The sequence below is a fragment of the Chitinophaga skermanii genome (assembly GCF_003259335.1).
Lineage (GTDB): Bacteria > Bacteroidota > Bacteroidia > Chitinophagales > Chitinophagaceae > Chitinophaga > Chitinophaga skermanii.
In genome coordinates this window covers 308,034-333,482 of the sequence record NZ_QLLL01000001.1, presented here as the reverse complement: position 1 = coordinate 333,482, position 25,449 = coordinate 308,034, and the positions used below count along the sequence as shown (strand labels likewise).

The 25,449-nt window shown below is 42.2% G+C and carries 13 protein-coding genes, 1 tRNA gene and 1 pseudogene; 7 read left to right on the top strand and 8 right to left on the bottom strand.

Going from position 1 to position 25,449, the window contains the following annotated elements; all coding sequences use genetic code 11:
* Positions 1-56 precede the first annotated feature (56 nt).
* Positions 57-218, bottom strand: a complete 162-nt coding sequence (locus LX64_RS25910; protein WP_158538496.1) for a hypothetical protein — start codon at positions 216-218, stop codon at positions 57-59.
* A gap of 373 nt (positions 219-591) precedes the next feature.
* On the opposite strand from LX64_RS25910, the gene LX64_RS01370 reads away from it, so the two are divergent.
* Together LX64_RS01370 and LX64_RS01365 are read left to right on the top strand one after the other, a co-directional pair.
* Positions 592-942, top strand: coding sequence for a hypothetical protein (locus LX64_RS01370; RefSeq protein WP_111595806.1), 351 nt, complete (start codon positions 592-594; stop codon positions 940-942).
* Positions 920-1,543, top strand: coding sequence for a hypothetical protein (locus LX64_RS01365; protein ID WP_111595805.1), 624 nt, complete (start codon positions 920-922; stop codon positions 1,541-1,543). Before LX64_RS01370 ends, LX64_RS01365 begins: the two co-directional genes overlap by 23 nt.
* A 57-nt stretch (positions 1,544-1,600) precedes the next feature.
* Here LX64_RS01365 and LX64_RS01360 read toward each other — a convergent pair.
* Positions 1,601-1,675 (bottom strand) — tRNA-Pro (locus LX64_RS01360).
* Positions 1,676-2,123: 448 nt separating this feature from the next.
* Here LX64_RS01360 and LX64_RS01350 point away from each other — a divergent pair.
* Complete coding sequence (locus LX64_RS01350) at positions 2,124-2,720, top strand: SRPBCC family protein (protein WP_111595803.1); 597 nt, start codon at positions 2,124-2,126, stop codon at positions 2,718-2,720.
* Between the two features lie 52 nt (positions 2,721-2,772).
* Here the strand turns inward: LX64_RS01350 and LX64_RS01345 are convergent, their stop codons facing one another.
* The 6 genes and pseudogenes from LX64_RS01345 to LX64_RS26330 form a co-directional block, all read right to left on the bottom strand.
* Positions 2,773-5,070: a GH92 family glycosyl hydrolase gene (locus tag LX64_RS01345; protein WP_111595802.1), complete on the bottom strand. Its 2,298-nt coding sequence runs from the start codon at positions 5,068-5,070 to the stop codon at positions 2,773-2,775.
* A gap of 132 nt (positions 5,071-5,202) precedes the next feature.
* Complete coding sequence (locus LX64_RS01340) at positions 5,203-7,491, bottom strand: GH92 family glycosyl hydrolase (RefSeq protein ID WP_111596322.1); 2,289 nt, start codon at positions 7,489-7,491, stop codon at positions 5,203-5,205.
* A 126-nt stretch (positions 7,492-7,617) separates the two neighbouring features.
* On the bottom strand, positions 7,618-9,123 hold the full coding sequence (locus tag LX64_RS01335) for a RagB/SusD family nutrient uptake outer membrane protein (protein ID WP_111595801.1): 1,506 nt from the start codon (positions 9,121-9,123) through the stop codon (positions 7,618-7,620).
* 30 nt (positions 9,124-9,153) lie between these two features.
* Positions 9,154-12,291, bottom strand: a complete 3,138-nt coding sequence (locus tag LX64_RS01330; protein WP_111595800.1) for a SusC/RagA family TonB-linked outer membrane protein — start codon at positions 12,289-12,291, stop codon at positions 9,154-9,156.
* Between the two features lie 815 nt (positions 12,292-13,106).
* Positions 13,107-13,958 (bottom strand): substrate-binding domain-containing protein, encoded by an 852-nt coding sequence (locus tag LX64_RS01320; RefSeq protein ID WP_262511787.1) that lies wholly within the window; start codon positions 13,956-13,958, stop codon positions 13,107-13,109.
* 24 nt (positions 13,959-13,982) lie between these two features.
* Positions 13,983-14,129: pseudogene (locus LX64_RS26330) on the bottom strand (LacI family DNA-binding transcriptional regulator); the annotation flags it as partial.
* Between the two features lie 389 nt (positions 14,130-14,518).
* On the opposite strand from LX64_RS26330, the gene LX64_RS01315 reads away from it, so the two are divergent.
* The 4 genes from LX64_RS01315 (at position 14,519) to pbpC (ending at position 25,320) form a co-directional block, all read left to right on the top strand.
* Complete coding sequence (locus LX64_RS01315; protein ID WP_111595797.1) at positions 14,519-15,592, top strand: fatty acid desaturase family protein; 1,074 nt, start codon at positions 14,519-14,521, stop codon at positions 15,590-15,592.
* 73 nt (positions 15,593-15,665) lie between these two features.
* On the top strand, positions 15,666-17,165 hold the full coding sequence (locus tag LX64_RS01310; RefSeq protein ID WP_111595796.1) for an ATP-binding cassette domain-containing protein: 1,500 nt from the start codon (positions 15,666-15,668) through the stop codon (positions 17,163-17,165).
* Between the two features lie 72 nt (positions 17,166-17,237).
* Positions 17,238-22,814, top strand: coding sequence for an alpha-2-macroglobulin family protein (locus tag LX64_RS01305; protein ID WP_111595795.1), 5,577 nt, complete (start codon positions 17,238-17,240; stop codon positions 22,812-22,814).
* A 100-nt stretch (positions 22,815-22,914) separates the two neighbouring features.
* Entirely contained in the window at positions 22,915-25,320 is a 2,406-nt protein-coding gene (gene pbpC / locus LX64_RS01300) for a penicillin-binding protein 1C (RefSeq protein WP_111595794.1), read from the top strand.
* Positions 25,321-25,449: the final 129 nt, after the last annotated feature.

Sequence of the window (25,449 nt, the reverse complement as noted above, 5' to 3'; positions counted from 1 at the left end):
AAGAAAAGCGTTCGAATAAGATAGAAAGCTTTTTTGTTATGAGTTGAAAGCTGCTTCTAATAGCTTTTCAAATTCCTCTGCTTGTTCCGGCGTTCTAATTGGCTGCTCCAAAGAAGAACGATCTCTCCATCTAATTCGTCCTTGTTTATGAACGTTCCTAGTACTTTTGCTTTCGCGATTATATCGTCAACTTTTTTCTCAATGTGTTTGTCGTCCATTTTAGTAGCTTTTTAGAAATTCTAATAAATGGTTACAACTATTTTTATTTTAGAATAAAGTAGTTGTAGATATGTTCAAAAATTGCTATTTTCTGTGATTTTTATACAGCTTTTTTACTGCGATAGCTATATTTAAAAGTTGGTTTAAGTTCGCAATATATACGTTGGTAGTTTTTATGAAAGATGCTAAATAGTTGTTAATCAAACAGCGGAGTTCTCAAGTAGAACTTGAGAATGTTAGCATAACTTGGGATTCAATTCATCTAACAGTTCATACATACTGCATAGTTGTTGCAGTCATAGTCTTCACACGTAATTCAATTATAATTTGCGAAGGAAAATGTTTATTTTAATTATCTAAACCCCTATACATATGTCCCCAAAATCCAAACAGGCTTCTACTCATAACGAGCCTCCACGACCCGACCCTAGGGAATACATAAAGTTCATGCTCGATCATTTCAAGTTTGAACGTTTCTTTTATCTCGGAGCAACTGTTATTTCGCTAGGCTTATTAGTTTATTGTGCTGCTATTTTACTTAAAGATGGAAAAGAAGACAAGCCGGCTTTTAAATCTGCTTTAGCATTGTTAGCGCCAACAGGTTTAATAACAGGCGCATGCTTCCGTATATTAAAGATTTGGAATGATTGTTTCAAAGTGATTGCAGGCTATTTAAATCAACATCAAAACCCCCAAGAAGATGATGAAGCAAATGAACAATAAAGAAATGGCTGAGCTGTTGGATAAATCGATTAAAAAAAATGCTGCTAGGAATAGGGTGTTAATTATGCTTACAACGTTCTCTTTACTAGTAGGAGTATATGCATTATTAAGCAGGCAAGATAGTTTAATTGAGAAGAACCAGGTATTGGCGGCACAAAATGATTCACTTGTTGTTAAAACCGATTCTTTAGAAAAAGTAACTGCTTATACGTTCTCAGAAGATTCGTTAAGAATGGTTATTGCAGCGATTTTAAACACGCAAAAATCAGAAGACACCATTAGGAAGTATTATGCGGCCGTTATGGAGCGATATTATCTAGATTCTAACGTTTCAGTAGATCAAACAGTAGCAACATGGAAAAGTATAAAGGGAACAGTTAATACAAGCCACCAAGCCGTTACCTTTAGCCCACAGGATATCGATATCTCGTTTACCGGATTAACCGGCGAAAAACCAACCGCTGTAATTTATGTGAAGGCACAATATTCAAAAGACATCACAAAATTTCCGGCAACAGAATTAAGTTACCAACTTAAAGTTGATACAGATTACAAGGTGATATCTATTCGAAATTTAGTTCCTAAAAAAGAAGTGCAGTAGATGGGAATGTATATAAACGAAAAAAGGAGATCAATTACTTGATCTCCTTTTTCTTAGTCGGGATGGCAAGATTCGAACTTGCGACCTCCTGGTCCCAAACCAGGCGCGATAACCGGACTACGCTACATCCCGAACTGTGGTTATCTCCTTTGTTTTGAATCACTTAAACCGTGTGTGTTTTCGTAATTCGGTTTGCAAAGATAGCAGATTTTATTTCTCAAAAACAAATTTTTCTTCAAGAAAATCGAAAAAAAGTTCAAAAAACAGTGAAAACTATATTCCAAATATTCAACCAAACCCAATACCACAAAGCATTACAGCCGATTAAAAAAAACTTTAAAAAAAATGAACAATTCGATAAAATCGAACAATATCAACGAGTTATAAATACAATTTAGGCACTTTTACTTTCCATTTAATGTTAAATAACTGGGCTGCGATCAACTTGCATATACCCTGCTATAATTTGTAAATGCAGATATTTTTTTTATTCCTGTTACCCGGTTTGTAATTATTCATTAGCAATTTTGTATATTTATTTTACACGTAATGATACACCGGCGCTGAAAAACTAATACGCATGACCCAAACACTCCAAACATCTAACTCGTACGTCAACGTTTCGAATGAAGCGTTGTTCAAAGCCACTGAAAAAGACTGGTACCAGTGGATTGCTTTACTCAACCAGCAAAAAGCACAATCAAAATCGCACAAAGAAATTGTAGAAGTCTTACAACACCTGGGGGTCGACAGTAATTGGTGGCGACAGAAAATCACCCTTGGTTATTTAACGGCCATGGGTATACGAAAAGAAGGACAAGCCGGGCAAGGGTTCCAAATCGGCGTTAGGAAGGTCTTTCCCCTCACAGTTGAAAAAGCATGGGCATTAATTACCTCCGACGCTGGCATGCATATTTGGTTGAATGAAACCGCTACAAACACCGATGAAGTTTACAGCGAATTAAAAGTGTTTAACCCTCACTCTCATTTACGTCTTCGCTGGAAATTACCTGCTTGGCAACAAGTTTCCACTATTCAAATTCGTGTTATTCCAACGGGCGACCGTGCTACTATCAGTATTCTCCACGAACATCTTGATACAGAATCACACCGCGATGAAATGCGTAAGCACTGGAAGAAAGTAATGAGCGAGCTACTTGATCTCGCAACGGCATAAAAAAACCGCCTAGTGAGTCACCAGGCGGCTAAGGGTATTAATTTGTATATGGTTAAACGCGTTTATTGGGTTTGGCGCTCATATAGAACACCAATTTGCCACCATTCACAATCTCTTCGTGGGTAATATAGCGCCTGTTCAACACTTTACCATTCAATTCCACTTTTTGCACATATACGTTCGCATCGCTTTGGTTTTTGGCTTCTACAACGAATTCTTTGCCGTTTTCCAGCTTTAATTTCGCGTCTTTTACCGCTGGGCTACCTAATTGGTATTCTTGCGATCCAGGGCAAATTGGGTAGAATCCAAGGCTGCTGAAGATATACCATGCACTCATTTGTCCACAATCATCATTACCACCTAAACCATCTGGAGTTGGACGGTACATTTTCTTCAAAATCATACGTACGCGAGATTGCGCTTGCCATGGTTCTGTTGTGAAGTTGTACAAGTACACAGTGTGGTGCGATGGTTCGTTACCATGTACATAGTTGCCGATAATACCATCACGCGTAATATCTTCTGTTTCCGCGAAAAATTCATCCGGCAAATGCATAGTGAACAATGAATCTAAATGTTGCGCAAACTGTTTTTTGCCACCCATCATCTCGATCATTTCCGCTGGATAATGTGGTACATACAAGCTGTAGTTCCATGCATTTCCTTCAATAAATCCTTGGCCATCCGTTTTCAATGGGTCGAATTTCTGGCGGAAGGTACCATCGCTTAAGCGGGGACGCATAAAACCGATACTTGCATCCCAAACGTTCTTGTAGTTCTGTGAACGTTTGATGAATTCCTCGTAAATATCGTTTTTACCGAGCTTTTTAGCGACTTGTGCAATACACCAGTCATCGTAAGCATATTCGAGCGTTTTGGATACAGAAGAACCGTTTTTGTCTTCCGGTACATACCCCATATCCATGTAGTAACCGATACCATCGTATGTTCTATGACGGGCAGTGGTTACACATGCTTCTAAAGCTTTTTCCGCGTTAAACGGTGCGTTGCCTTTCATGATAGCATCGGCAATTACCGGTACCGCGTGGTAACCAATCATGCACCAGTTTTCGTTCGCGTAATGCGACCATACCGGCAACATTTTCTGCGCGCTTTGGTCGAAATGTGCTAACATCGATTTTACCATATCCGCGTTGCGTGTAGGTTGAACGAGGTTTAAGAACGGGTGTTGTGCTCGGTAAGTATCCCATAATGAGAAGGTGGTGTAGTTGGTAAAGTCTTTCGCTGTGTGGATATTCATATCCAAACCACGGTACTGTCCATCCACATCCATGTATGTAGTTGGGTTGATGAAGCTGTGGTACATAGCAGTGTAGAAGTTCGTTTTCTCGTCTTCACTCACCATGTTCACATCAATTTTATGCAACTCTTTCGCCCATGATGCACGTGCTTCTTCTTTGATTTGATCGAAATCGAATCCTGGGGCTTCTGCCACCAAGTTTTTCATCGCACCTTCTGTGCTAACAGGGGAAATTGCGAATTTTATTTTGATTTTTTCACCTGCTTTTGCATCGAAATCGAAGTAAGCACGGATGTTATGTCCTGCCATTTCTGGGAAATTTTTCGATTGGTCGAACTTTCTCCAGAAGCCTTGGTACACTTGTCGATCCTGTTTCTCGTGGCCATATTGTTTAAATGGTTTTGAGAACACCATAGCGAAATACACCGTGCGTGTTCTAGCCCAACCATTGGTTTGACGGAAACCGGTTATTAATGTATCGTTTTCTACACGTACGAACGTCCAAGTATTCTTCTCCTTGTAGTTGTAAATGCCACTCATCAAATCCAAGATAATGTGGGCATCGCCGGCATTGTTGAAGGTATATTGGTGTACACCCACGCGATTGGTGGCCGTTAATTCAGCAATAATGTCGTTTTCATCGAGCTTCACTTTATAGTAGCCGGCTTCGGATACTTCATTAGCATGCGAGAATTTACTTCTATAGCCGGTTTCGGGGTTGGCGGCTGTTCCGGGGTTCAGCTGCAATTTGCCTTGCGTTGGCATAATGAGGAAATCACCCAAATCGGAGTGCCCTGTACCGGAAAAATGTGTATGACTGAAACCTACGATTGTTTGATCTTCATATTGGTAGCCCGCGCAGTATTTGTACACGTCGCCATTATAACGACCATTCATTTCGTAAGGGATGGTATCTGTTTCCGGGCTTAATTGCACTGAACCAAAGGGAACAGTAGCACCGGGGTACGTATGGCCCATCCTAGCCGTACCAATTAAAGGTTTCACGTACTTCAACACTTCTTTGCTAGGCGCTTGCGCCATGGCAGAAAGTGTACTGCAACAAAGTACTGAAAAGAGAATTTTCTTCATGTTGTTTGTTTATACAGGTTCAAAATCTTGGTAGATTCGGTCGATAAATTTAAAAAAAATTCATCCCGGTGAGCCGGGATGACACTCATACAGTGAACAATAAATAGCATGTCAACTATTTAGATTCTTGCATTATTTCTCCCTCGAATATGAATACGGGAATGATTTTTCACTCACACCTCTCGTTTTATTCGGTGCTGCACCCATTTCTACTTGCAGCGTACCGCCTTTTTGTAGGTCGAAGTGATTAATATAATTCTTATCGTACGTAGCACCGTTCAATTTCATGCTTTGTACATAGATGTTCTTGTTGGAATTGCTTGGTGCATTGATCACCATTTTCTTACCATTCTCGAACGTAATAGTCGTTTTCTTGAAAAGTGGCGCGCCGAAAACGTATTCCGGCGTACCTGGACATACGGGGTAGAAGCCCATTGCAGAGAATACATACCATGCACTGGTTTGCCCATTATCTTCATCACCACAATACCCATCAGGCGTAGCCTTATACATACGATCCATTACTTGGCGTACCCAATACTGCGATTTCCACGGTTCACCTGCATAGTTATACAAGTAAGTCATATGCTGAATAGGTTGGTTACCATGTGCATATTGCCCCATATTAGCAATTTGCATTTCACGGATCTCGTGGATCACGGTTCTGTAATAGCTTTCGTCGAACACTGGAGGCATAATAAACACAGAGTCCAACATCTTCACAAATTCTTTCTTACCACCCATTAAGCTAGATAAACCTTCGATATCTTGGAACACGCTCCATGTGTAATGCCAACTGTTACCCTCTGTAAAAGCATCACCCCATTTGAAAGGGTTGAAAGGTGCTTGGAAGTTACCATCCTTGTTTTTACCGCGCATCAGTTTGTGCGATGGGTCGAATAAATTCCGGTAATTCTGGCTTCTTTTCGCAAAGCGCGCAATTTCTTCTTGCGGGCGGTTCAAGGCTTGCGCTAATTTATAGATAGTGAAATCGTCGTACGCATATTCCAATGTGCGGGCAGCATTTTCGTTAATATCCACATCATACGGTACATAACCTAGCTCGTTGTAATACTTCACACCTTTTCTTCCTACGGAAGTTAATGGTCCTTCATTTTCACTATTCTTCATCAAAGCTTCCCATAAGGTATTTATATCAAAACCTCGGATACCTTTGATGTACGCGTCGGAAATTAAAGAAGCAGAGTTTGAACCGATCATACAGTTACGATGACCGGGGCTCGCCCATTCTGGCAACCAGCCACTTTCTTTGTAAGTGTTAGCTAAACCTTCCATAATGTGGCTGTCCATTTCTGGGTACATCAATGTGAAGAATGGGAAAACTGCGCGGAAAGTGTCCCAGAAACCGTTATCGGTAAACATGTAACCTGGTAATACTTCGCCATTATACGGGCTATAGTGAACAATTTTGTTGTTAGCATCGTATTCGTAAAACTTACGCGGGAACAACATCGTACGGTATAAGCAAGAGTAGAAAGTACGTACTTGGTCGATCGTACCACCTTCTACCATAATTCTTGACAACTCTTTATTCCAAGCAGCCTTTGCTTTTGCTTGGGTGGTATTAAAATCGTCTTTCCCGATTTCACGTTGCAGGTTTAAATCGGCTTGTGCTGCGCTGATGAAAGAAGAAGCCACCTTTACATTCACCTGTTCGCCGCGGTTTGTAGCGAAGCCCACAATGGCACCTACGTGATCGGCTTGGTATTCGAGCGTATCCTTTGCTAACACGTTACCGTGCCAAGCATTGGCTACTTTAAAAGGCTTATCGAATACTAAAACAAAATAATTTTTGAAGTTCTTCGGTACACCACCGCTGTTGCGGGTTGTATAACCGATAATCTTTTTCTCGGAAGGGATAATCTTAACATAGGAACCTTTCTCGAAAGCATCTACCACCACGAAGGCGCTATCTGTTTTAGGGAAAGTGAAGCGGAATTGGGCCGCTCTTTCGGTAGGGGTAATTTCAGTCGTAACATCGGCATCTGCCACGTACACGCTATAATAATAAGGTTTAGATACCTCTGCTTTGTGAGAGAACCAGCTGGCACGGTCGTCTTGTGTAAACTTCGTAGATCCTGTAACCGGCATTAAAGAGAACTGGCCGTAATCGTTAATCCAAGGCGAAGGTTGATGGGTTTGTTTGAAGCCGCGAATTTTATCGGCGCTGTATTGGTAAGCCCAACCGTGGCCGTTTGTATTCGTTTGTGGCATCCAAAAGTTCATACCCCAAGGCGTGGCAATAGCGGGATAAGTATTCCCATTCGACAAAGTGATTTTGGAATCAGTGCCCATCAGCGGGTTTACCCATTCGACGGGGTCGCTTACTTGGTTGACTTCCTGTGCTTTGGCGAAGGTGACAGTGCACATGGCAGCTGCTAAAAATCCAAAACGTTTCATGTTCATTTATTTGCATTTACAAAATCCAACCCGCGAAAACGACGAGCTGCATCTAAAGTTTTAAAAAAGAGAAAAGCCGGCCCTAAACAAGGCCAGCCGTATTATGCTACTCTTTATGTAAAAAGTTTATAACCAAGGTGTGTGTTGTTTGATGTTCTTATTGTTTTTGATCTCACGTGTTGGGATCGGGAACAATAAGTTCTTCTCTTGTAAAGTTGGTCCGTAAGTGAACTTGTGCCCTACGAAATTGTCGAATGTATTCGTTGTAGGCACGTATACTTTGCGTGTTCTTACCATATCGAACCAAATAACGTTTTCGTAACAAAGTTCGTGGTAACGTTCGCGCCATACAGCTTCGCGGAATTGGGTTTGATTTAACCCGCTTACAGGAGCTAACTTGGCACGCTTACGGATGGCATTTAATGCATCGTAGGCATCTTGTGTGGCGGCGCCCGCTTCATTCGCCGCTTCCGCGTGAATAAGTAATACTTCAGCGTAGCGCATGATTCTCCAGTTTAAATCGCTCTGTGCAGTGGCATTCCCTACACGATCAAACCATTTAAACACATAATTACCACCAAAGTTCACCGTTTTCGATGTATCAGCGAACAATTTGTACTTCGTGAAGAAGAACTGTTGCTCTTGCTTCCTTAAGTCATTCGCATCATACGATGCTACAAATTCATTCGTAGCTGAAATAGAACCGAATTCATCCGCGAACGCCGAAATTCTACGGAAGTTCGGGATGAAATATTGGTGAAGTGCATTCGTAGCAATACCTGTTTTGTATTGTACCATGAAAATCTCTTCTCCCGTGTTATTCTTAGCTTTTGTATGTAAATCCTCGTAAGTAGGGAAGGTATCGTACGCTTTAGAACGAATTACTTCCAAACTTTTCGCAGCTGCTAATTGGTAATATTCAGCACCTTTCTTCATTGGTTCGCCGGCCATTGTGAGATAAACCAACGACAGTAAAGATTTTACGGCACCTTGGGAGGCATAACCTCTTGTATCGGTAGGTGTTAATCCTGCTGCTTCAGCCGCTTTCAAATCCGAGATAATCAATTCGTACACGGCATTTGGATCAGCTTGGGTTGGATACAAATCGGGGGAGGTGAAGGTAATAGGCTCCTTGATTAACGGGATGTTACCGAAAATACGGATAAGGTAGAAGTATTGGAGAGCACGTAAATAGTATGCTTCGCCCAAATATTGCTTTTTCAATGTTTCATCCATCGTAATCCCAGGAATGCGGGCAATTGCGAGGTTCGCGTTGGCAATGCCTTTATAGCATTGGTTCCACCAGCGTTCCAAGTATTGGTTATCAGCATTGTAGGTAAGGTTACGCAAGCTGGTGTTATCCTGGTTCTGACCAACATCTGTATTACATAAGCCGGTTGGGAATTCCAACATCATAAAAGGAGAACCACCGAAAGTACCAAAACCATCGGACATGAAACGTAAACCCGCATAGATAGCGTTTACCGCTGCTCTTGCGTGTTCTGGCTTCGTGTAGTAGTTATCTTGTGTAAAATTCGACGGGTCTTGTTCTTCCAAGAATCCTTTTGTACAACCCGCAAGAAGACCCGCGGAGAGGGCAAGGATGCCGAGTTTTTTAATATATCGATTCATTGTTGTTTTCTTTTAGTTTGAACATGGTTATTAGAATCCTACGTTTACGCCCAACATAAATGTGCGTGGCTTCGGATAATCAAAGAATTGGATACCCTGTGCAAAGTTCTCTGTGTACGTAGATACTTCCGGATCATAGCCCGTGTACTTCGTAATTAAGAAAACGTTCTGTGCAGCAAAGTATACCCTCAAACGGGAAAGCTTGATTTTATTCAATGTTTCCGGTGAGAAAGAATAACCGAGTACAATGTTCTTACCACGAATGAAAGAACCATCTTCTACCCAACGTGTATCAATGTTAGTGGAATAACCCGCTGGAATAGGACGCAATTGCGCGATGTTTGTGTTCTGGTTCGTTGGCGTCCATGCATTTAAAACGGTGGCATAACTGTTCGCTTGACCCGTACGATCTTCCGCAGAGTGGCGCGTCATGTTCAACACATCGTTACCATACATGTATTGCAATTCAATTAAGAAATCAAAATTTTTGAATTTAATCGTGTTCGTGAAAGAACCGTAACCGTCTGGAATACCTTTACCAATGATCTTGCGATCTGCATCTGTATAAGCATGATCACCGTTCACATCCAAATATTTCACATCACCCGGTAAAGCATGACCGGCAGAAGAACCAATTGTAGGATATTTCGCTGCTTCATCACGTTCTGCTTCAGACCATGTGCCAAGGCGAACTAAACCATAGAAAGAACCCACTGATTCACCTACACGCAATACGTTTGTTTGCGTTAAGAAACCTGGTCCAGGGAACACATCGTCGCCGGCAGCGCCAAGGGCTAGGATTTTGTTCTTATTGATCGACAAGTTAAACGTAGTAGACCATGTGAAGTTTTCTTTCTGGATATTCACTGTGTTTAAAGCAAACTCGAAACCACGGTTACGCACGGCACCAATGTTACGTACGATAGTTGTGTAACCGCTAGACCCTGGAACAGGGGCGTTCAACAACATATCGGTTGTTTTCTTATTGTAGTAATCTACTTCGATCATTACACGGTCTTTAAACAAACCTAACTCGAAACCGGCGTCATACTGCGTAGTACGTTCCCAGCTCAATGCAGGATTGGCCAACTGGCTGTTACCGATACCCGTTTCGCGGATACCGCCGAAAATGGAAGTGTAGTTACCTAAGCGGGCAAGGGAGCTGTATGGATTAATTTCAGAGTTACCGATTTGGCCCAAGCTCGTTCTTAACTTCAAGTTGGATAACCAGCTAACATCCTTCAAGAAGTTCTCTTGGTTCACTCTCCAACCCAAAGCTGCTGATGGGAAGAAAGCGAATTTATTGTTGTTACCCATTTTTGAAGTGCCATCTTCCCTACCCGTTAATGTTACCAAGTAACGGTTTTTGTAGGTATAGTTAATACGACCAAAGAATGAGGTAAATGCAAACTTACTTAAACCCGAGGCAGGCGCCTGTGGATTGGAACCTGCGCCCAGGTTATTAAACTTGAAATAATCATCAGAGAAATTCCAAGAAGATGCTGTATTGCTATAGCTATCTGTATGTTGCCAAGCAACACCACCCATAGCCGTTAGTTTATGATCTTTATTGAAAGTTGTATTGTATGTTAAGTAGTTTTCAAACTGCCAGAAGTTATCGCGGCGGTTTACTACTGAAGAAGTACCTTTTTGATCGGCAGAAATCTGGCGTAAATCACGAGAAGCGTATTGATCGTTTCTTTGGTTGAAGATATTTACACCAATAACACTGCGCAATTCCAAACCCTTTGCTAACGTAATATTAGAATAAACGTTACTGAGCAAGGTTTGTGTTTTCAATTGGTAAATCCTGTTTTGCTCGATATTAACTGGGTTTTCACCACCTTCCATACCTGGATAATCCGCGTTGGATCCCCATTTACCACTTGGGTATTTTACAGGAATAATCGGTAACGATTCTACCATCATCCTTGTAACATTCAAGCCTCCGGTACCAATATCAACCAGGTTTTCATCTTGCCAGTTGAAGCTCATAGAACCACCTACTTTCAACCAGTCTTTGATTTGGCTATCGAATACGAAACGACCAGAGTAGCGTTCCATATAAGAGTTACGTAAAATACCATCTTCGTTACGGTAGCCTAAGAATACACCATAATTATCTTGCGCATTACCACCAGTGAATGACACTTGGTGATTTTGAGCGAATGCCGTTTGAGTAGCTTCTTTTTGCCAATCGGTGTCGTACAAAGGATTACCGCTTGCATCGAAGAGTAAAGGGTTGTTACGTTTTAATTTAGGATCGGTGTACTTACCTGCAGCCCAACCTGTTGGGTCGTACTTTTGTGCATTTAAGTAAGCTTGGTCTTCAACAGCCAAGAATTCTTTTGCATTGAGTACTTTTAATTTGCGCGCCATTTGGCTTAAACCGAAATCTGCATCATAGGTAACACGCCCGCCAGCGCTGCTACCTCTTTTTGTAGTAATTAATACTACACCATTTGCACCACGTACACCATAAATAGCAGTGGCAGAAGCATCTTTCAATACTTCAATTGAGGCAATGTCATTTGGGTTGATGTAATCGATCGCTGTAGTACCTTGATCGAAGTTACCGGCTGGTAAGATGACGCCATCTACTACGTAGAGTGGGTTTAAGGTAGTGTTGATAGAAGTATACCCACGGATACGCAAGTTTGTTCTACCACCTGGGCGACCGGAGTTCGTGGAAACGTTTACACCGGTTACGCGGCCACTTAATTCTTGGTTAACAGAAGCAGCAGGGCGTTGATTTAATACATCGCCTTTGATATTACCAACAGACCCTGTTAAATCGGATTTTTTTACAGTACCGTAACCGATCACCACAACATCTTGCAACGCTTTCACAGCAACTTTAAGTTGCACATTCAGCGTGTTCAGATTACCGGGTGCAATTTCTTGTGGGTCGTACCCAACAAACGTGAAAACAAGAATCCCGTTGTTGCCTTCCGGGATGGTGATGGAATACGTTCCATCGGCCGTGGTTTGTGTACCTGTGGATGTGTTCTTAACTTGTACGGTTACCCCGGGCAAAGGCGTATTATCCTTGGCGTCGGTTACCCTACCTTTAATTACTTTACCTTGGGCAAATGCAGCGAATGCAGAAAGCATGCAAATACCGCAAAGCAAAATAACCTGCGTCAGAAACGTGGATCTTTTCTTCATGTGCAGTTTTTTGTTTTGGTTAATAAAAATTTGATCAATACACGGTTAGTGCGTGTAACAAATAGGATATTAACAGCAGGAGAAAGCTGAATTAGGCTGTTAATACATGCTACCATAATTATACGTTTACGTGTTTTTTCTTGATGATTAATTGTTAAATGAAAAATACCGCAATGATTGAGTGGAATAAATTCCACCAAACTCAATGCTAAATCGATTTTGCATATAACACCAAAACTTTTCTCATGCACAATTCCACAATAAATTGTCACCGTGGCGACTAGTCGCTCAATTCATTTTCCAACTTGTAAATAATTTACTGCCTTAGGTCAAACAACAACTTGGCGATCGGTTCACTGCAAACATGTAAAGGCAATAATAGTTCGTGAAAAGCTACCTTCTTTGGTTTTTCAAATAGTTAATGGTGTTCTTAGATCAGTTTCTATGCTTTTTCATAACGCAGTGTAAGCTAATTTCACGGCTTTCTTGCATCCCCATACTGCGTGGTATTTCTCTCGTATGCTTAATTTGTAGAAGTGGAAACATAAAACGTTTTAGCAATATCTCAAAAAAATAAGATTCCCAGAATCTCATGACATGCTACCTGTATTTGTCGTTCACTTCATACAAGCTCATCTTTGTGATTTCCCCCTAAAATACTATTGCTAAATGCAAAATCGTTTTAGCAAAGTGTTCTAAAAAAAAGAAATTGCTTGATCCATTTCTTTCATTCACGGGTTAAACACAATAATGTGCCCGGTAAAAATAAAGTTATTTTTACGAATCAATAAATTTTTTTTAGAAAATAATACTTTTTAAACCGAACCCCGAACTATGAACTTACCGGGCAATGTCACTTGGGATTTCTTCGTTACACCCTTTGTTTGATTTAACTGCTGCATTAACAAGCGAATGGCTGTTTTAGCAATCTCTTCAACAGGTTGTTCTATAACGGTTATACCAGGAGGGTAGAGGCGGAATAAATCATGGTCGTCGAAGCAAATAACGGCCATATCTTGCGGAATACGAATACCCAATTTTGCAAAGGTTTCCAGTCCCCATATTCCCAAATAGTTTGTCGTAAAAAACACCGCGTCCATTTGGGGGTTGCTTTTTACAAAATCGGCTATATGCTGTACGGCCTCTTCACGGGTAATATTATATGGAAGTTTTAATTGGTACTTCTTTTTATTGGCGATGCCATTATCGCGCAACGTATCGGTATAACCTTTATACCTTTCTTTGATTTGTACTAAGTCCATATCCACCGTTACCAACCCAATTTGCTTATACCCCTTGTTAATAAGATGCTGCATGCCCTTCACCATACCATCATAATTATCAATTAACACATAAGGCACTTGCGATAACGTAGGGAAGAAGCTATCCATTAATACTACAGGTCTCTTATAATCAACCAATTGTTGAATATCCTTCTCCATACCCGCTGTAGGTGTAATTAAATAGCCATCTACCTGTTGGCGAGAAAGCATTCGTATTAATTCACCGCCTTTTTGTGCATTGTTTTCCGTACTACAATACACTACACGGTAACCGTATTTTTCAGCTTCCGTTTCAATTATTTTTGCTAAGGATGCGAAAAAACTACCAGAAATGCTCTCAACAATCAATCCCAAGGTCTTAGATTGACCCGTGCGTAAGTTCACTGCTACTTGGTGCGGTGTATAGCCACTCTTCCGAACAACAGCTTCAATTTTAGCCGCTAGCTCGTCGCTAATACGCATTTGCTTTGCCTTTCCATTCAATACAAACGAGACAGTAGAAGGTGCCACACCGGCCAATTTTGCTACATCTTTGAGGGATAATCGCTTCATTTTTAAACATTTCTTGTTTTACCCGCCGAAAGATGGTTGATGCCAATACTACATACAGAAGGTAAATACTATGACCACAAGCTATTTAGCAACAGTGCTTGTAGTAGGTAAATAAATTAGAATGTTGGTTGCTCTAACATCCACGTTCCAGGGTTACACGGCAGGGCAAATTTATAATTATTTTCCCGCCAATATTGTACGAATATTACCCAATCTGCCCCAATATCGACCTGGTAACGTTTTTTAACATAACTTTTATACGCCGCAAATCATTACTACACACACTTCTTTTCATAATCACCCACCTTTCTTCCACAATACGCAACTTTATTGCGCGTTTTATGTTTGTATAGTTTGACGCTTTTCTATGCCAAATCTTTCAACCCACACGCATGAAACAATTCAGTACTATTTCCATCACCGATCCAACGTACACGCCAAATCTTGCACCCACGCGCCTCGATCGCTTCTTGTTGCAATTTATTCGCGACCCTAGAGATCTTCCGTTTGTATATCTTACACTCAAGATATCACTCACTTTACCAGTGTTGGCCATTCTGCTGTATGTGCCATGGATACCCAATTGGGCTTGGGGTACAGCCGCCGCGCTATACTTGGTGCTCAATAATTTCATTTTCAAAGGCCCCTTCGGCCTCATGCTTCATTGCACCAGTCACCGCACATTCTTCAAGAAAGATTTCCAAATACTTAACCACTACCTCCCATGGGTATTAGGCCCACTATTTGGACAAACGCCTGAAACCTACTATAGTCACCATATTGGCATGCATCACCCGGAAAATAATTTACCCGACGACGAAAGCTCTACCATGGGCTATCAACGCGATTCCATTAAAAGCTTCGGGGTATATCTTGGTCTTTTCTTTTTTACAGGTGTGTACAACTTAGCGCGTTACTTCGTGAGAAAAAACCGCAAGAAGCTGTTAATCCGTTCCGTACGCGGAGAATTAATATTCATCTTCATGTGCATAGGACTCAGTTTTGTTAATTTCTGGGCCACCTTCGTAGTATTCATTTTGCCCTTTGTGATATCTAGGATAATTATGATGGTAGGCAATTTTGCACAACATGCCTTTATCGACGCAGAAGACCCTGGGAATGAATACCGTAACAGCATTACTTGTATTAATACAAAGTATAACCATAAATGCTGGAATGATGGGTATCACATCTCACACCACATTAAGCCTAATATGCACTGGACGGAACATCCTACCTACTTCTTGAAAACTATACATGAATACCACTCCAACGATGCTATTATTTTCGCGAATATTCACTTCTTACATGTATTCGCTTACTTAATGACTAAGCGGTACGACCTACTAGCAAAGCATTTCGTTGATACCGGTAATCGTTTTGCGAATGATGAAGAGGTAATTATCTTCCTAAAATCGCGCACACAACGCATCCCGGAAGCGGCAATGCAAGCTGCTGCAGCTTAATTTTATTAGCGTAAATACAAGTTAAAACGTATTTTAGTGCGATTAACTCAACATTACGTTAAACTAATTAACCGTGCCATTTCTTTCATTACACCACATCACTGTTCGTTACCTGGATAAAACCCTGTTCGAAAACCTCAGCTGGAATATTGAAAAAGGTCAACAATGGGCCATCGTTGGACCCAGCGGTGCAGGAAAAACTACTTTGCTGAACACCATCGCAGGGAAATACAACGTGATTAATGGTCATATCGACCATCACTATTACAACGATTATAAACAAACACATACCGTTACCGATCCTTACTTTACGTACCGCGATTTAATCGCCCAAGTAGGCCATCACCACGACTTTAAGAATCGTTCTAATGTAGTTGATTTCTACTATCAACAACGTTTCAATAGTTCCGATTCAGAAGATGCTCTAACGGTATCGGAATACTTGTACGACCAATCACCAGGAGCCGCCGATAACCCAACGTTGCAAGCACTCATCGCACCTTTGAACGTTACGCCTTTGCTAAAAAAGGCAGTGATAAAATTATCGAACGGCGAAACCCGTAGAACTTTAATTGCCAAGGCGCTGTTGAAAAACCCAGCTTTGCTATTACTCGACAATCCCTTCATTGGCCTCGATGTACAAGCTCGTCAACACCTGCATAATATTATCGATCACGTAGTAGCCGCAGGTACGACCGTAATTGTTACCACCACGCCCGGCGAAATTCCCCCAAGCATTACGCACGTACTCACTTTAGAAAATGCAACGGTAAGCGGCGAATATACACGCGATGCTTACATATATGCATTCGCCCATGAAACCGAGCACAAAACACTTACCTTAACAAGTGCAGAAGAAAATGTGCTCCAAAAATTGATTACACAAGCACCTACATATAACTTTCAGCAAATTGTACACATGGAAAACGTGCATGTACAATACGGCTCTAATGTTATTTTAGACGATATTAACTGGACGATCTTACCAAACGAAAAATGGGCGCTACTGGGTCCTAATGGCGCAGGAAAATCCACTTTGCTCAGCTTAATCAATGGCGACAATCCACAAGCCTACGCCAATAACATCGTTTTATTCGATCGCAAACGTGGTACAGGTGAAAGTATTTGGGATATTAAACGCAACATTGGTTTCGTATCGCCAGAATTACACCAGTATTTCAGCGGGCAAGCAAAATGCGCAGCCGTAGTAGCCTCCGGGTTTTATGATACCATTGGTGTAAGGAACAATATCCAACCGGCGCAATTAGATACAGCACTCGACTGGATGCTTTTACTAGGTATTCATACTTACGCCGATCAATTGTTTAAGAATGTACCGGGTAGTATTCAGCGCTTAACCTTATTGGCTCGCGCATTGGTGAAACAACCGCCATTGCTTATTTTCGATGAACCTTGCCAAGGCTTAGATCATCAACAAAAAGAGCATTTTAAGCAAGTGATTGATATGCTATGCGCACATCTTCCTATGACTTTAATATTCGTTACACACTACAGTGAAGAGATTCCCAATGCCGTTGATAAAGTGTTGCAACTCAAACGGAAAGAGTCCTAACTTTTTGTTCATTCGATGATTATCAATAACTTTAAATAATATCGTTACTCCTTAGTATCTAAAATTAGTCCCATGCACCCTAACAAGCGTTACCTTGTATTCGCATTCATGGTATGTTTGGCTATTGCATGCATTACAGCATGTAAGCAAACGAAGAAAGCAATCAACCCGGCCTTTGCAAAGTATATCGAAGCCTATACTACAGGCGTTATCTCTAAGCAAAGCGCCATCCGTGTACAGTTATCGGGCGACGTAAATGTTACCCACACCGTGAACGAACCGGTGACGGATAATGTATTTGACTTCTCGCCTTCCATTAAAGGAAAGGCTTATTGGGTTGATGCCACCACCATCGAGTTCCGCCCCGAAGAAAATCTCCAACCCGGCAAAGCCTACAGTGCTACCTTTAAGCTTGGTAAAGTAATGGAAGTACCGGGCGACATGAAATCATTCGACTTCGACTTCCAAGTTATTAAACCGGCTTTTTCGATGGAAGAATACGGGCTGGAAGCGGCCGGTGGTACTTCTTTGGATAAGATGACGTTGCAAGGTGTGATATACACGGCCGATATTGAAGATCCTACTGCTATTGAAAAAGTTTTAACAGCGGAAGGCAATGGTAAGAAGTTGCCAATTACTTGGCAACACAATGAAGCCAACCGCGAACACAAATACACGATCAATAATATTCCTCGCAGCAGCGTAAAAAGCAACCTCGTTCTCAACTATACCGGCACACCGATCAATAGCAAGAAAGAAGGTTCTCAAACGCTCGAAATCCCAGCTATCGGCGATTTCAAAGTACTCGATATTCGTGCACAATATGAGCCCGATCCTTGCTTGCTTGTGTTATTCAGCGATCCTTTAAGTCCTTCTCAAAACCTAGAAGGTTTAATCGGTATGAGTGGCTTGGGCGATTTACGTTACACCATCGAAGGCAGTAAAGTGCGTGTATTCGCACCATCAAAATTAGATGGCAACTATAGTGTAAGTGTTACAGAAGGTATTTTGAACTTGAACGATAAACGTTTGAATAATAGCTTCGCGGGGAACGTTACTTTCGAGAATCGCTTGCCTAGCGTAAGTATCCCAGGCAAAGGTGTTATTCTACCTCAATCCGAAAAGCTAGTTATGCCTTTCGATGCGGTAAACTTAAACGCAGTAGATGTAACGATTATCAAAATCTACGAAAACAATATCCCGCAATATTTACAACGCAACGACTTAAACGGTAACCAGGAACTACGTCGTGTAGCAGCCCCGGTGATGCGTAAAACCGTGCGTTTAGACCAAGACAAATCTATCAACCTTCACCACAAAAATCGCTTTAACCTCGACTTAGAGAAGTTACTGAAAAGCGAGCCCGGTGCGATCTATAGAGTAACGATCGGTTTCAGAAAAGAATATGCTACGCTGGCTTGTAATACACAAACTTCGAATAACAATGCTGAGGGTGAAGATGATGAAGACGAAAGTTACGATTACGGCTCCTACGGCGATAAAATAGATGAAGATGATGAGTTCTGGAGCGCGTACGATAATTATTATCCATTTGGTTACAACTGGAATCAACGCGAAAACCCTTGTCATAACTCATACTACAATGCCGATAAATGGGCAAGTCGTAATATCATTTCCTCCAACCTTGGTTTAATTGCTAAGCGCGGCAACGATAAAAGCATGGTGGTTGCAGTAACGGATATCCGCGATGCGAAACCGTTATCGGGTGTTGATGTAGAATTACTCGACTATCAAAACCAAGTGGTGCACAAAGGTAAAAGCGATGGCGATGGCTTTGCTACGTTCGAATTAAAACGTACACCGTACTTACTTATTGCCAAAAAAGGCGATGAAAGAGGCTACTTGAAACTAGATGATGGAAGCTCTTTACCCCTCAGTCGTTTCGACTTGAAAGGTGAAGAAATCCAAAGCGGGATGAAAGGTTTCTTATACGGGGAAAGAGGCGTATGGCGCCCTGGCGACTCGTTGTACTTAACCTTCGTACTCGAAGATAAAGACAAGAAGTTACCAGCCAACCATCCTGTAACCATGGAATTGTATAACCCGAAAGGCCAGTTATACAAACGTATTAACCAGCACGTTTCGCTAAATGGGTTCTATAACTTCAACACTTTCACCGATGCCGATGCGCCTACAGGTAGCTGGTTGGCCAAAGTAAAAGTGGGCGGTGCTACATTCACCAAGAACATCCGCATCGAAACCGTGAAACCCAATAGGCTTAAAATCAATTTGGATTTCGGTGGTAAAACATCCCTTTCACGCAGCACCAATAGTGGTACTCTATCTGCGATGTGGTTATTCGGGGCGCCTGCGAAAGATTTAAAAGCTAAAGTAGATGTATCCTTAACGGCTTCTCGAACAGGATTTAAACAATTCCCGAATTACACATTCGACGACCCTACCACGCATTTCGAAACAGAGAATAAAACCATCTTCGAAGGAAGCTTAGGCGAATCGGGTAGCACTGCTTTACGTTCCGATTTGAATGTAGGCGAGAAAGCACCCGGCATTTTGAAGGCTAATTACGAAGTGAAAGTATTCGAACCTGGTGGTGATTTCAGTATCGATTACACAAGTATGCCGTACCATGTGTATAACAGCTACGTGGGTATTCAAATGCCAATGGGTGAACGCTTAACAGGTATGTTGGTAACCGATAAACCACATGCTGTAAGCATCGTTAACGTCGACGATAACGGCAACCTATTAAGTGGCAGCCGCGAAGTGGAAGTGGAAGTATATAAAATTCGTTGGAGTTGGTGGTGGGACCAAAGTGAAAGCGACCTTACCAACTTCACCCAAGATAATTACAACCAGCTCGTAAGCCGCGAACGCATTTACTTACAAGCCGGTAAAGGCACCTATAATTTACGGGTGAACTACCCAGAATGGGGCCGTTACCTCGTACGTGTAAAAGATGCACAAAGTGGCCATGTAAGCGGAGCCACGGCTTATATCGACTGGCCTAATGCCTTCGAAAGGATGCAAAAAGAAAACCCAGCCGAAGCTGCTATGCTAGTTTTCACTGCTAACAAAGAAAAATACACGGTAGGAGAAGAAGCTACACTCACCATCCCAAGTAGCGAAGGTGGCCGTGGTTTAATCAGTATCGAGTCGGGTAGTAAAGTACTTAGCACTAAATGGATCAATACCAAGAAAGGTCAAACGACCTATTCCTTCAAAATTACGAAGGACATGGCGCCGAATATCTACGTAAACGTAAGCCTATTACAGCCTCACGCTCAAACAGCAAACGATTTACCAATTCGCATGTACGGTACCATTCCTGTGTTGGTAGAAGATCCGAATACCATCTTACAACCTGTTGTAAGCCTGCCAGAAAAACTTCGTCCAGAGGATAATGTTACCATCCAAGTAGCAGAAGCGAAAGGCAAGGAAATGACGTATACGGTAGCGATTGTAGATGAAGGCTTGTTGGACTTAACCCGCTTTAAAACGCCAGATATCCACAGCATTTTCTATGCACGCGAAGCATTGGGTGTTAAAACTTGGGACTTGTTCGATTACGTGATTGGTGCATGGGGTAGTGATTTAGAACGCGTATTAAGTATTGGTGGTGATGAAGGTTTGAATAAAAATGCAGGTGCAGCACGTGCCAATAGGTTTAAACCTGTGGTAAAATATATGGGTCCTTTCTACTTGAAAAAAGGCCAGAAAGCGAGCCACCAGTTTAAATTACCACCATACATTGGCTCCGTAAAAGCCATGGTAGTGGCTGGTCAAAATGGGGCTTACGGTTCTGCCGATAAAGTAGCGGCGGTAAAGAAACCATTGATGATTTTAGCCACAGTACCACGCGTACTTGGCCCTGGCGAAACCATCCAATTACCAGTAACTGTATTCGGTTTAGAAAAGAATATCCGTAGCGCCAATGTTACACTCGCACCTAACAACTTGTTCGAAGTAGTAGGCGAACGCACAAAATCTGTTAGCTTCCCGCAACCGGGTGAGCAATTGGTGTACTTCGACGTGAAGGTGAGAGAAAGCGTAGGTATTGGTAAGATTAAAATCACCGCAACAAGTGGTAGCGAACGAGCAGAAGAAAATATAGAGTTAGATGTGCGTAACCCGAACCCAGTTATTACTAATGTAATCGAAGCAACCTTAGATGGTAATAAAGCTTGGAGTTCAGCCTTCACACCGGTAGGTATGAGTGGTACAAACAAAGCTGTATTAGAAGTAAGTACAATTCCTGCATTGAACTTGGGTAAACGTTTGAATTACTTGATTCAATATCCACATGGATGCGTGGAACAAACCACATCAGGCGTATTCCCACAATTGTACCTCGGTACACTTATGAACCTGACCGACAAACAAAAAGCAGATCTCGATTTCAATATCAAAGCAGGTATCAACCGTTTGAAAGGTTTCCAAACAACTGACGGCGGATTATCATACTGGCCAGGTATTGGTCACGGCGACGAATGGGGCACCAACTACGCCGGTCATTTCATGTTAGAAGCCCAAGCAAAAGGCTACACTTTACCAAGTGGCTTCTTAGAACAATGGCGTAAATACCAACGTAATAAAGCTGTAACATGGGCGCCTAGTACCAATAACTTCTACGGTGGCGATCTTACACAAGCTTACCGCTTGTACTTGTTAGCATTAGGTAAAACACCTGAAATGGGTGCGATGAACCGTTTGAAAGAATTCAAATACCTTTCAAACACGGCGAAATGGCAATTGGCAGCGGCTTATAAATTAGCTGGGCAGGCCGAAGTAGCCAATGCACTTGTGAAAGGTTTACCAACAGATGTGAAACCTTATACACAATTGGGTTATACCTATGGTAGCGATTTACGCGATAGGGCCATTATCTTGGAAAGCTTAACGATTTTAGGTCAACGTACTGCTGCCCTTACTTTATTGCGCCAAGTAGCGGCCGAGTTATCGCAAGATACTTGGTACAGTACGCAAACAACGGCTTACTCATTGATAGCGATTGGTCGTTATTGTGGTGATAATAAGAATGGTAGTAAAGTGAATTTCTCTTACAATGCCAACGGCACAAGTGCTACTGTGAATAGCGATGCGTATGTAACGCAAATCCCGGTAACCATCAACGGTGCAAACGGCGGTAATGTGAGTATTCAAAATAAAGGCACCAACGTGTTGTATGTAAGATTGATCTTACAAGGTCAACCTGCTGCAGGTACAAATCCTTATGCAGAGAATAACCCGGATGTATTAAGTATGGATATTCAATACAACGCCCGTAGCGGTCGTGCTGTAGATCCGGCCATGTTACGTCAAGGTGAAGACTTTGTAGCCACTGTAACTATCCGCAACCCGGGCCGCCGCGGTTATTACGAGCAAATGGCTTTAACGCAAGTGTTCCCATCGGGTTGGGAAATTATTAACACCAGGTTAATGGGTAATGATAGTGCTGTACATACATCGCCATATACTTACCGTGACATTCGTGATGATAGGGTGTACACTTACTTCAACTTGGAAGAGAACAAAACGGTTACTTACCAGGTATTGTTAAATGCTGCGTATTTGGGTAAATACTATTTACCGGCAACAGCAGTTGAAGCCATGTACGACAATACCATTCACGCCTATGTGCCTGGTAAATGGGTAGAAGTAGTGAAATAATAAAATCGTTTTTTTAAAGAAATGCGCATGCCATTTCTTATTGCGATAAAGGTGTTAATTTACCTGCAATAAGAAATGGCATGTTGCTATATATAGAAGTATGAAAATTTGGGAACGCTTTAAACATTGGGTAGTAAGAAGAAAGAAATTATTGATTGTAGTAGGCATACTGCTTATTGGATACTATTTCATTCTACCGAAAAAACTATTCAACACGCCAACCTCCTATGTGATTGAAGACAGCAACGGCAACTTATTATCCGCAACCATTGCAAACGACGGACAATGGCGCTTCCCAGCCATTAAGAAAGTACCGGAGAAGTTTGAGGCATGTATTTTAGCGTATGAAGACAAACGTTTTAGGTACCATTGGGGCGTAGACCCGGTAGCTATGTCGCGTGCTTTAAAGCAGAATATTAGTGGGAAGAAAGTAGTGAGTGGTGGCAGTACCATTACCATGCAAGTTATTCGTTTGTACCGCGACCAGCCGCGTACTTTGTGGCAGAAGTGTATTGAAATGGTGATGGCTACCCGTTTAGAATTCCGCTATTCAAAAAACACCATCCTCGCCTTATACGCCAGCAACGCGCCCTTCGGTGGTAACGTGGTAGGCTTAGAAGCAGCAGCTTGGCGCTACTACGGTCGCCGCCCCGAACAACTATCCTGGGGTGAAATGGCTGCCTTAGCTGTATTACCCAATTCCCCGGCACTCGTACATCCTGGTAGGAACAGGCAAACACTTACGAATAAACGAAACCAATTGCTCGATAAACTCCGCGACAACGGTACCCTCGATGCCGCGGCCTGCAACTTGGCGAAGCTAGAACCGATACCCGATCAGCCGTATGCATTGCCCCAATTAGCACCCCACTTATTAGATAAATTCAAGAAAGATTTAGCCAAGCAAAAGATAGCTGTAGAAACCCGTTTGCAAAGTACGCTTGATGGGGATTTACAGTTGAATGTTACCCGCATCTTAGACCGCCATCACGTAGGACTAAAAGCGAACAATATCAACAACGCAGCTGCCCTTGTGCTAGATCTTGAAACGGGGAACACATTAGCTTATGTGGGGAATATTTATCACCCCGAAAATCCAGAACTGCAAAGTCATGTCGATATTATCCAAGCACCCCGCAGCCCGGGTAGTACGTTAAAACCATTATTATACAGCGCCATGTTAACCGATGGTTTGATCTTACCGAATTCATTGATTGCCGATGTGCCTACACAAATTGCAGGTTATACACCGCAAAACTTTGATCTTGGATTTGATGGTGCCGTAGCGGCTTCGCGGGCATTATCGCGGTCGTTGAATATTCCATCGGTGGGCATGTTACGCCAGTATAGAACTGAACGTTTTCATGCATTGCTAAAACGTATGGGGATCACTACTTTGAACAGGCCGTCTGGGCACTATGGTTTATCGATGATTTTGGGCGGTGGAGAAACTACTTTGTGGGAATTAACAGGTATGTATGCCAGCATGGGCCGCTTATTATTGCATTACCAGGATTTGAATGGTAAGTATGATGAAGATGACGTGCATGCACCACAATATATCGCGAACAATCAACTCGCTTCTAAGCACTCTCCTTCTACGAATGGGCCGGTAAATGCGGGCGCTATTTGGTATACATTGCAAGCGATGGAAGAAGTGATGCGCCCCGGTGAAGAATTACTTTGGCAACAGTTTTCCAGCACACAACGCGTAGCTTGGAAAACAGGTACAAGCTTTGGCTTTAGAGATGGTTGGGCCATTGGTATTACACCGAAGTACGTAGTAGGTGTGTGGGTAGGTAATGCCGATGGTGAAGGAAGGCCAGGCTTAGTGGGTGTGCAAACAGCAGCCCCCATTATGTTCGAGATATTTAGGCAATTATCCAACACCGCTTGGTTCAACGAACCGCAAGCGGGCATGTCGAAAATAGCTGTATGCAGGCAAAGTGGCTATAGGGTAGGCGAGCATTGCGTAGATGTTGATACGATGTTATTACCGGTATCTTGTCAACGTGCACCGGTATGCCCTTATCACCAATTAGTACACCTCGATCCCACGGGGCAATACCGTGTAACGGAAAGCTGCGAATCGCCGTATAATATGCAGCACAAATCGTGGTTTGTACTGCCGCCCGCTATGGAGTTTTATTACCGCACCAAACATGTATACGCGCCATTGCCTCCCTACAAACCAGGTTGTGAACCGAATGCAGAACAAGGGCATAGTATGGAGTTAATTTACCCAAGGCAAGGGGCTAAAATCTATATCCCAATAGAAATTGATGGTACACAAGGACAAACAGTTTTCAAAGCCACGCATCGCAATAGCCAAGCAAAAGTATTCTGGCATTTAGACAACGAATACATTGGCACCACGGAAACTTATCACCAGTTAGCTTTCAAACCTAAAGCAGGCAAACATACCTTGACCATCGTGGATGAAGACGGCGAACAAATCCAACAAACTTTCGAAATCCTAGAGAAAGATAACAAGCGTAAACTCTAATACAATCAAGCACCTCAGCTTGATTGTATTGATTTTCAATCACGTACAACCAGGCTGGGTATTGACTAAAAACGCCATTTCCTAAAGGCTATTTTTAGGCGATTTTAGACCTTATTGTTTTATTCCAAT

What these genes read in the sequence shown, in the direction of transcription:
- LX64_RS25910 (WP_158538496.1), bottom strand. Translation starts at nt 218, where the DNA reads ATGGACGACAAACACATTGAGAAAAAAGTTGACGATATAATCGCGAAA.
- LX64_RS01370 (WP_111595806.1), top strand. Translation starts at nt 592, where the DNA reads ATGTCCCCAAAATCCAAACAGGCTTCTACTCATAACGAGCCTCCACGA.
- LX64_RS01365 (WP_111595805.1), top strand. Translation starts at nt 920, where the DNA reads ATGATGAAGCAAATGAACAATAAAGAAATGGCTGAGCTGTTGGATAAA.
- LX64_RS01350 (WP_111595803.1), top strand. Translation starts at nt 2,124, where the DNA reads ATGACCCAAACACTCCAAACATCTAACTCGTACGTCAACGTTTCGAAT.
- LX64_RS01345 (WP_111595802.1), bottom strand. Translation starts at nt 5,070, where the DNA reads ATGAAGAAAATTCTCTTTTCAGTACTTTGTTGCAGTACACTTTCTGCC.
- LX64_RS01340 (WP_111596322.1), bottom strand. Translation starts at nt 7,491, where the DNA reads ATGAAACGTTTTGGATTTTTAGCAGCTGCCATGTGCACTGTCACCTTC.
- LX64_RS01335 (WP_111595801.1), bottom strand. Translation starts at nt 9,123, where the DNA reads ATGAATCGATATATTAAAAAACTCGGCATCCTTGCCCTCTCCGCGGGT.
- LX64_RS01330 (WP_111595800.1), bottom strand. Translation starts at nt 12,291, where the DNA reads ATGAAGAAAAGATCCACGTTTCTGACGCAGGTTATTTTGCTTTGCGGT.
- LX64_RS01315 (WP_111595797.1), top strand. Translation starts at nt 14,519, where the DNA reads ATGAAACAATTCAGTACTATTTCCATCACCGATCCAACGTACACGCCA.
- LX64_RS01305 (WP_111595795.1), top strand. Translation starts at nt 17,238, where the DNA reads ATGCACCCTAACAAGCGTTACCTTGTATTCGCATTCATGGTATGTTTG.
- pbpC (WP_111595794.1), top strand. Translation starts at nt 22,915, where the DNA reads ATGAAAATTTGGGAACGCTTTAAACATTGGGTAGTAAGAAGAAAGAAA.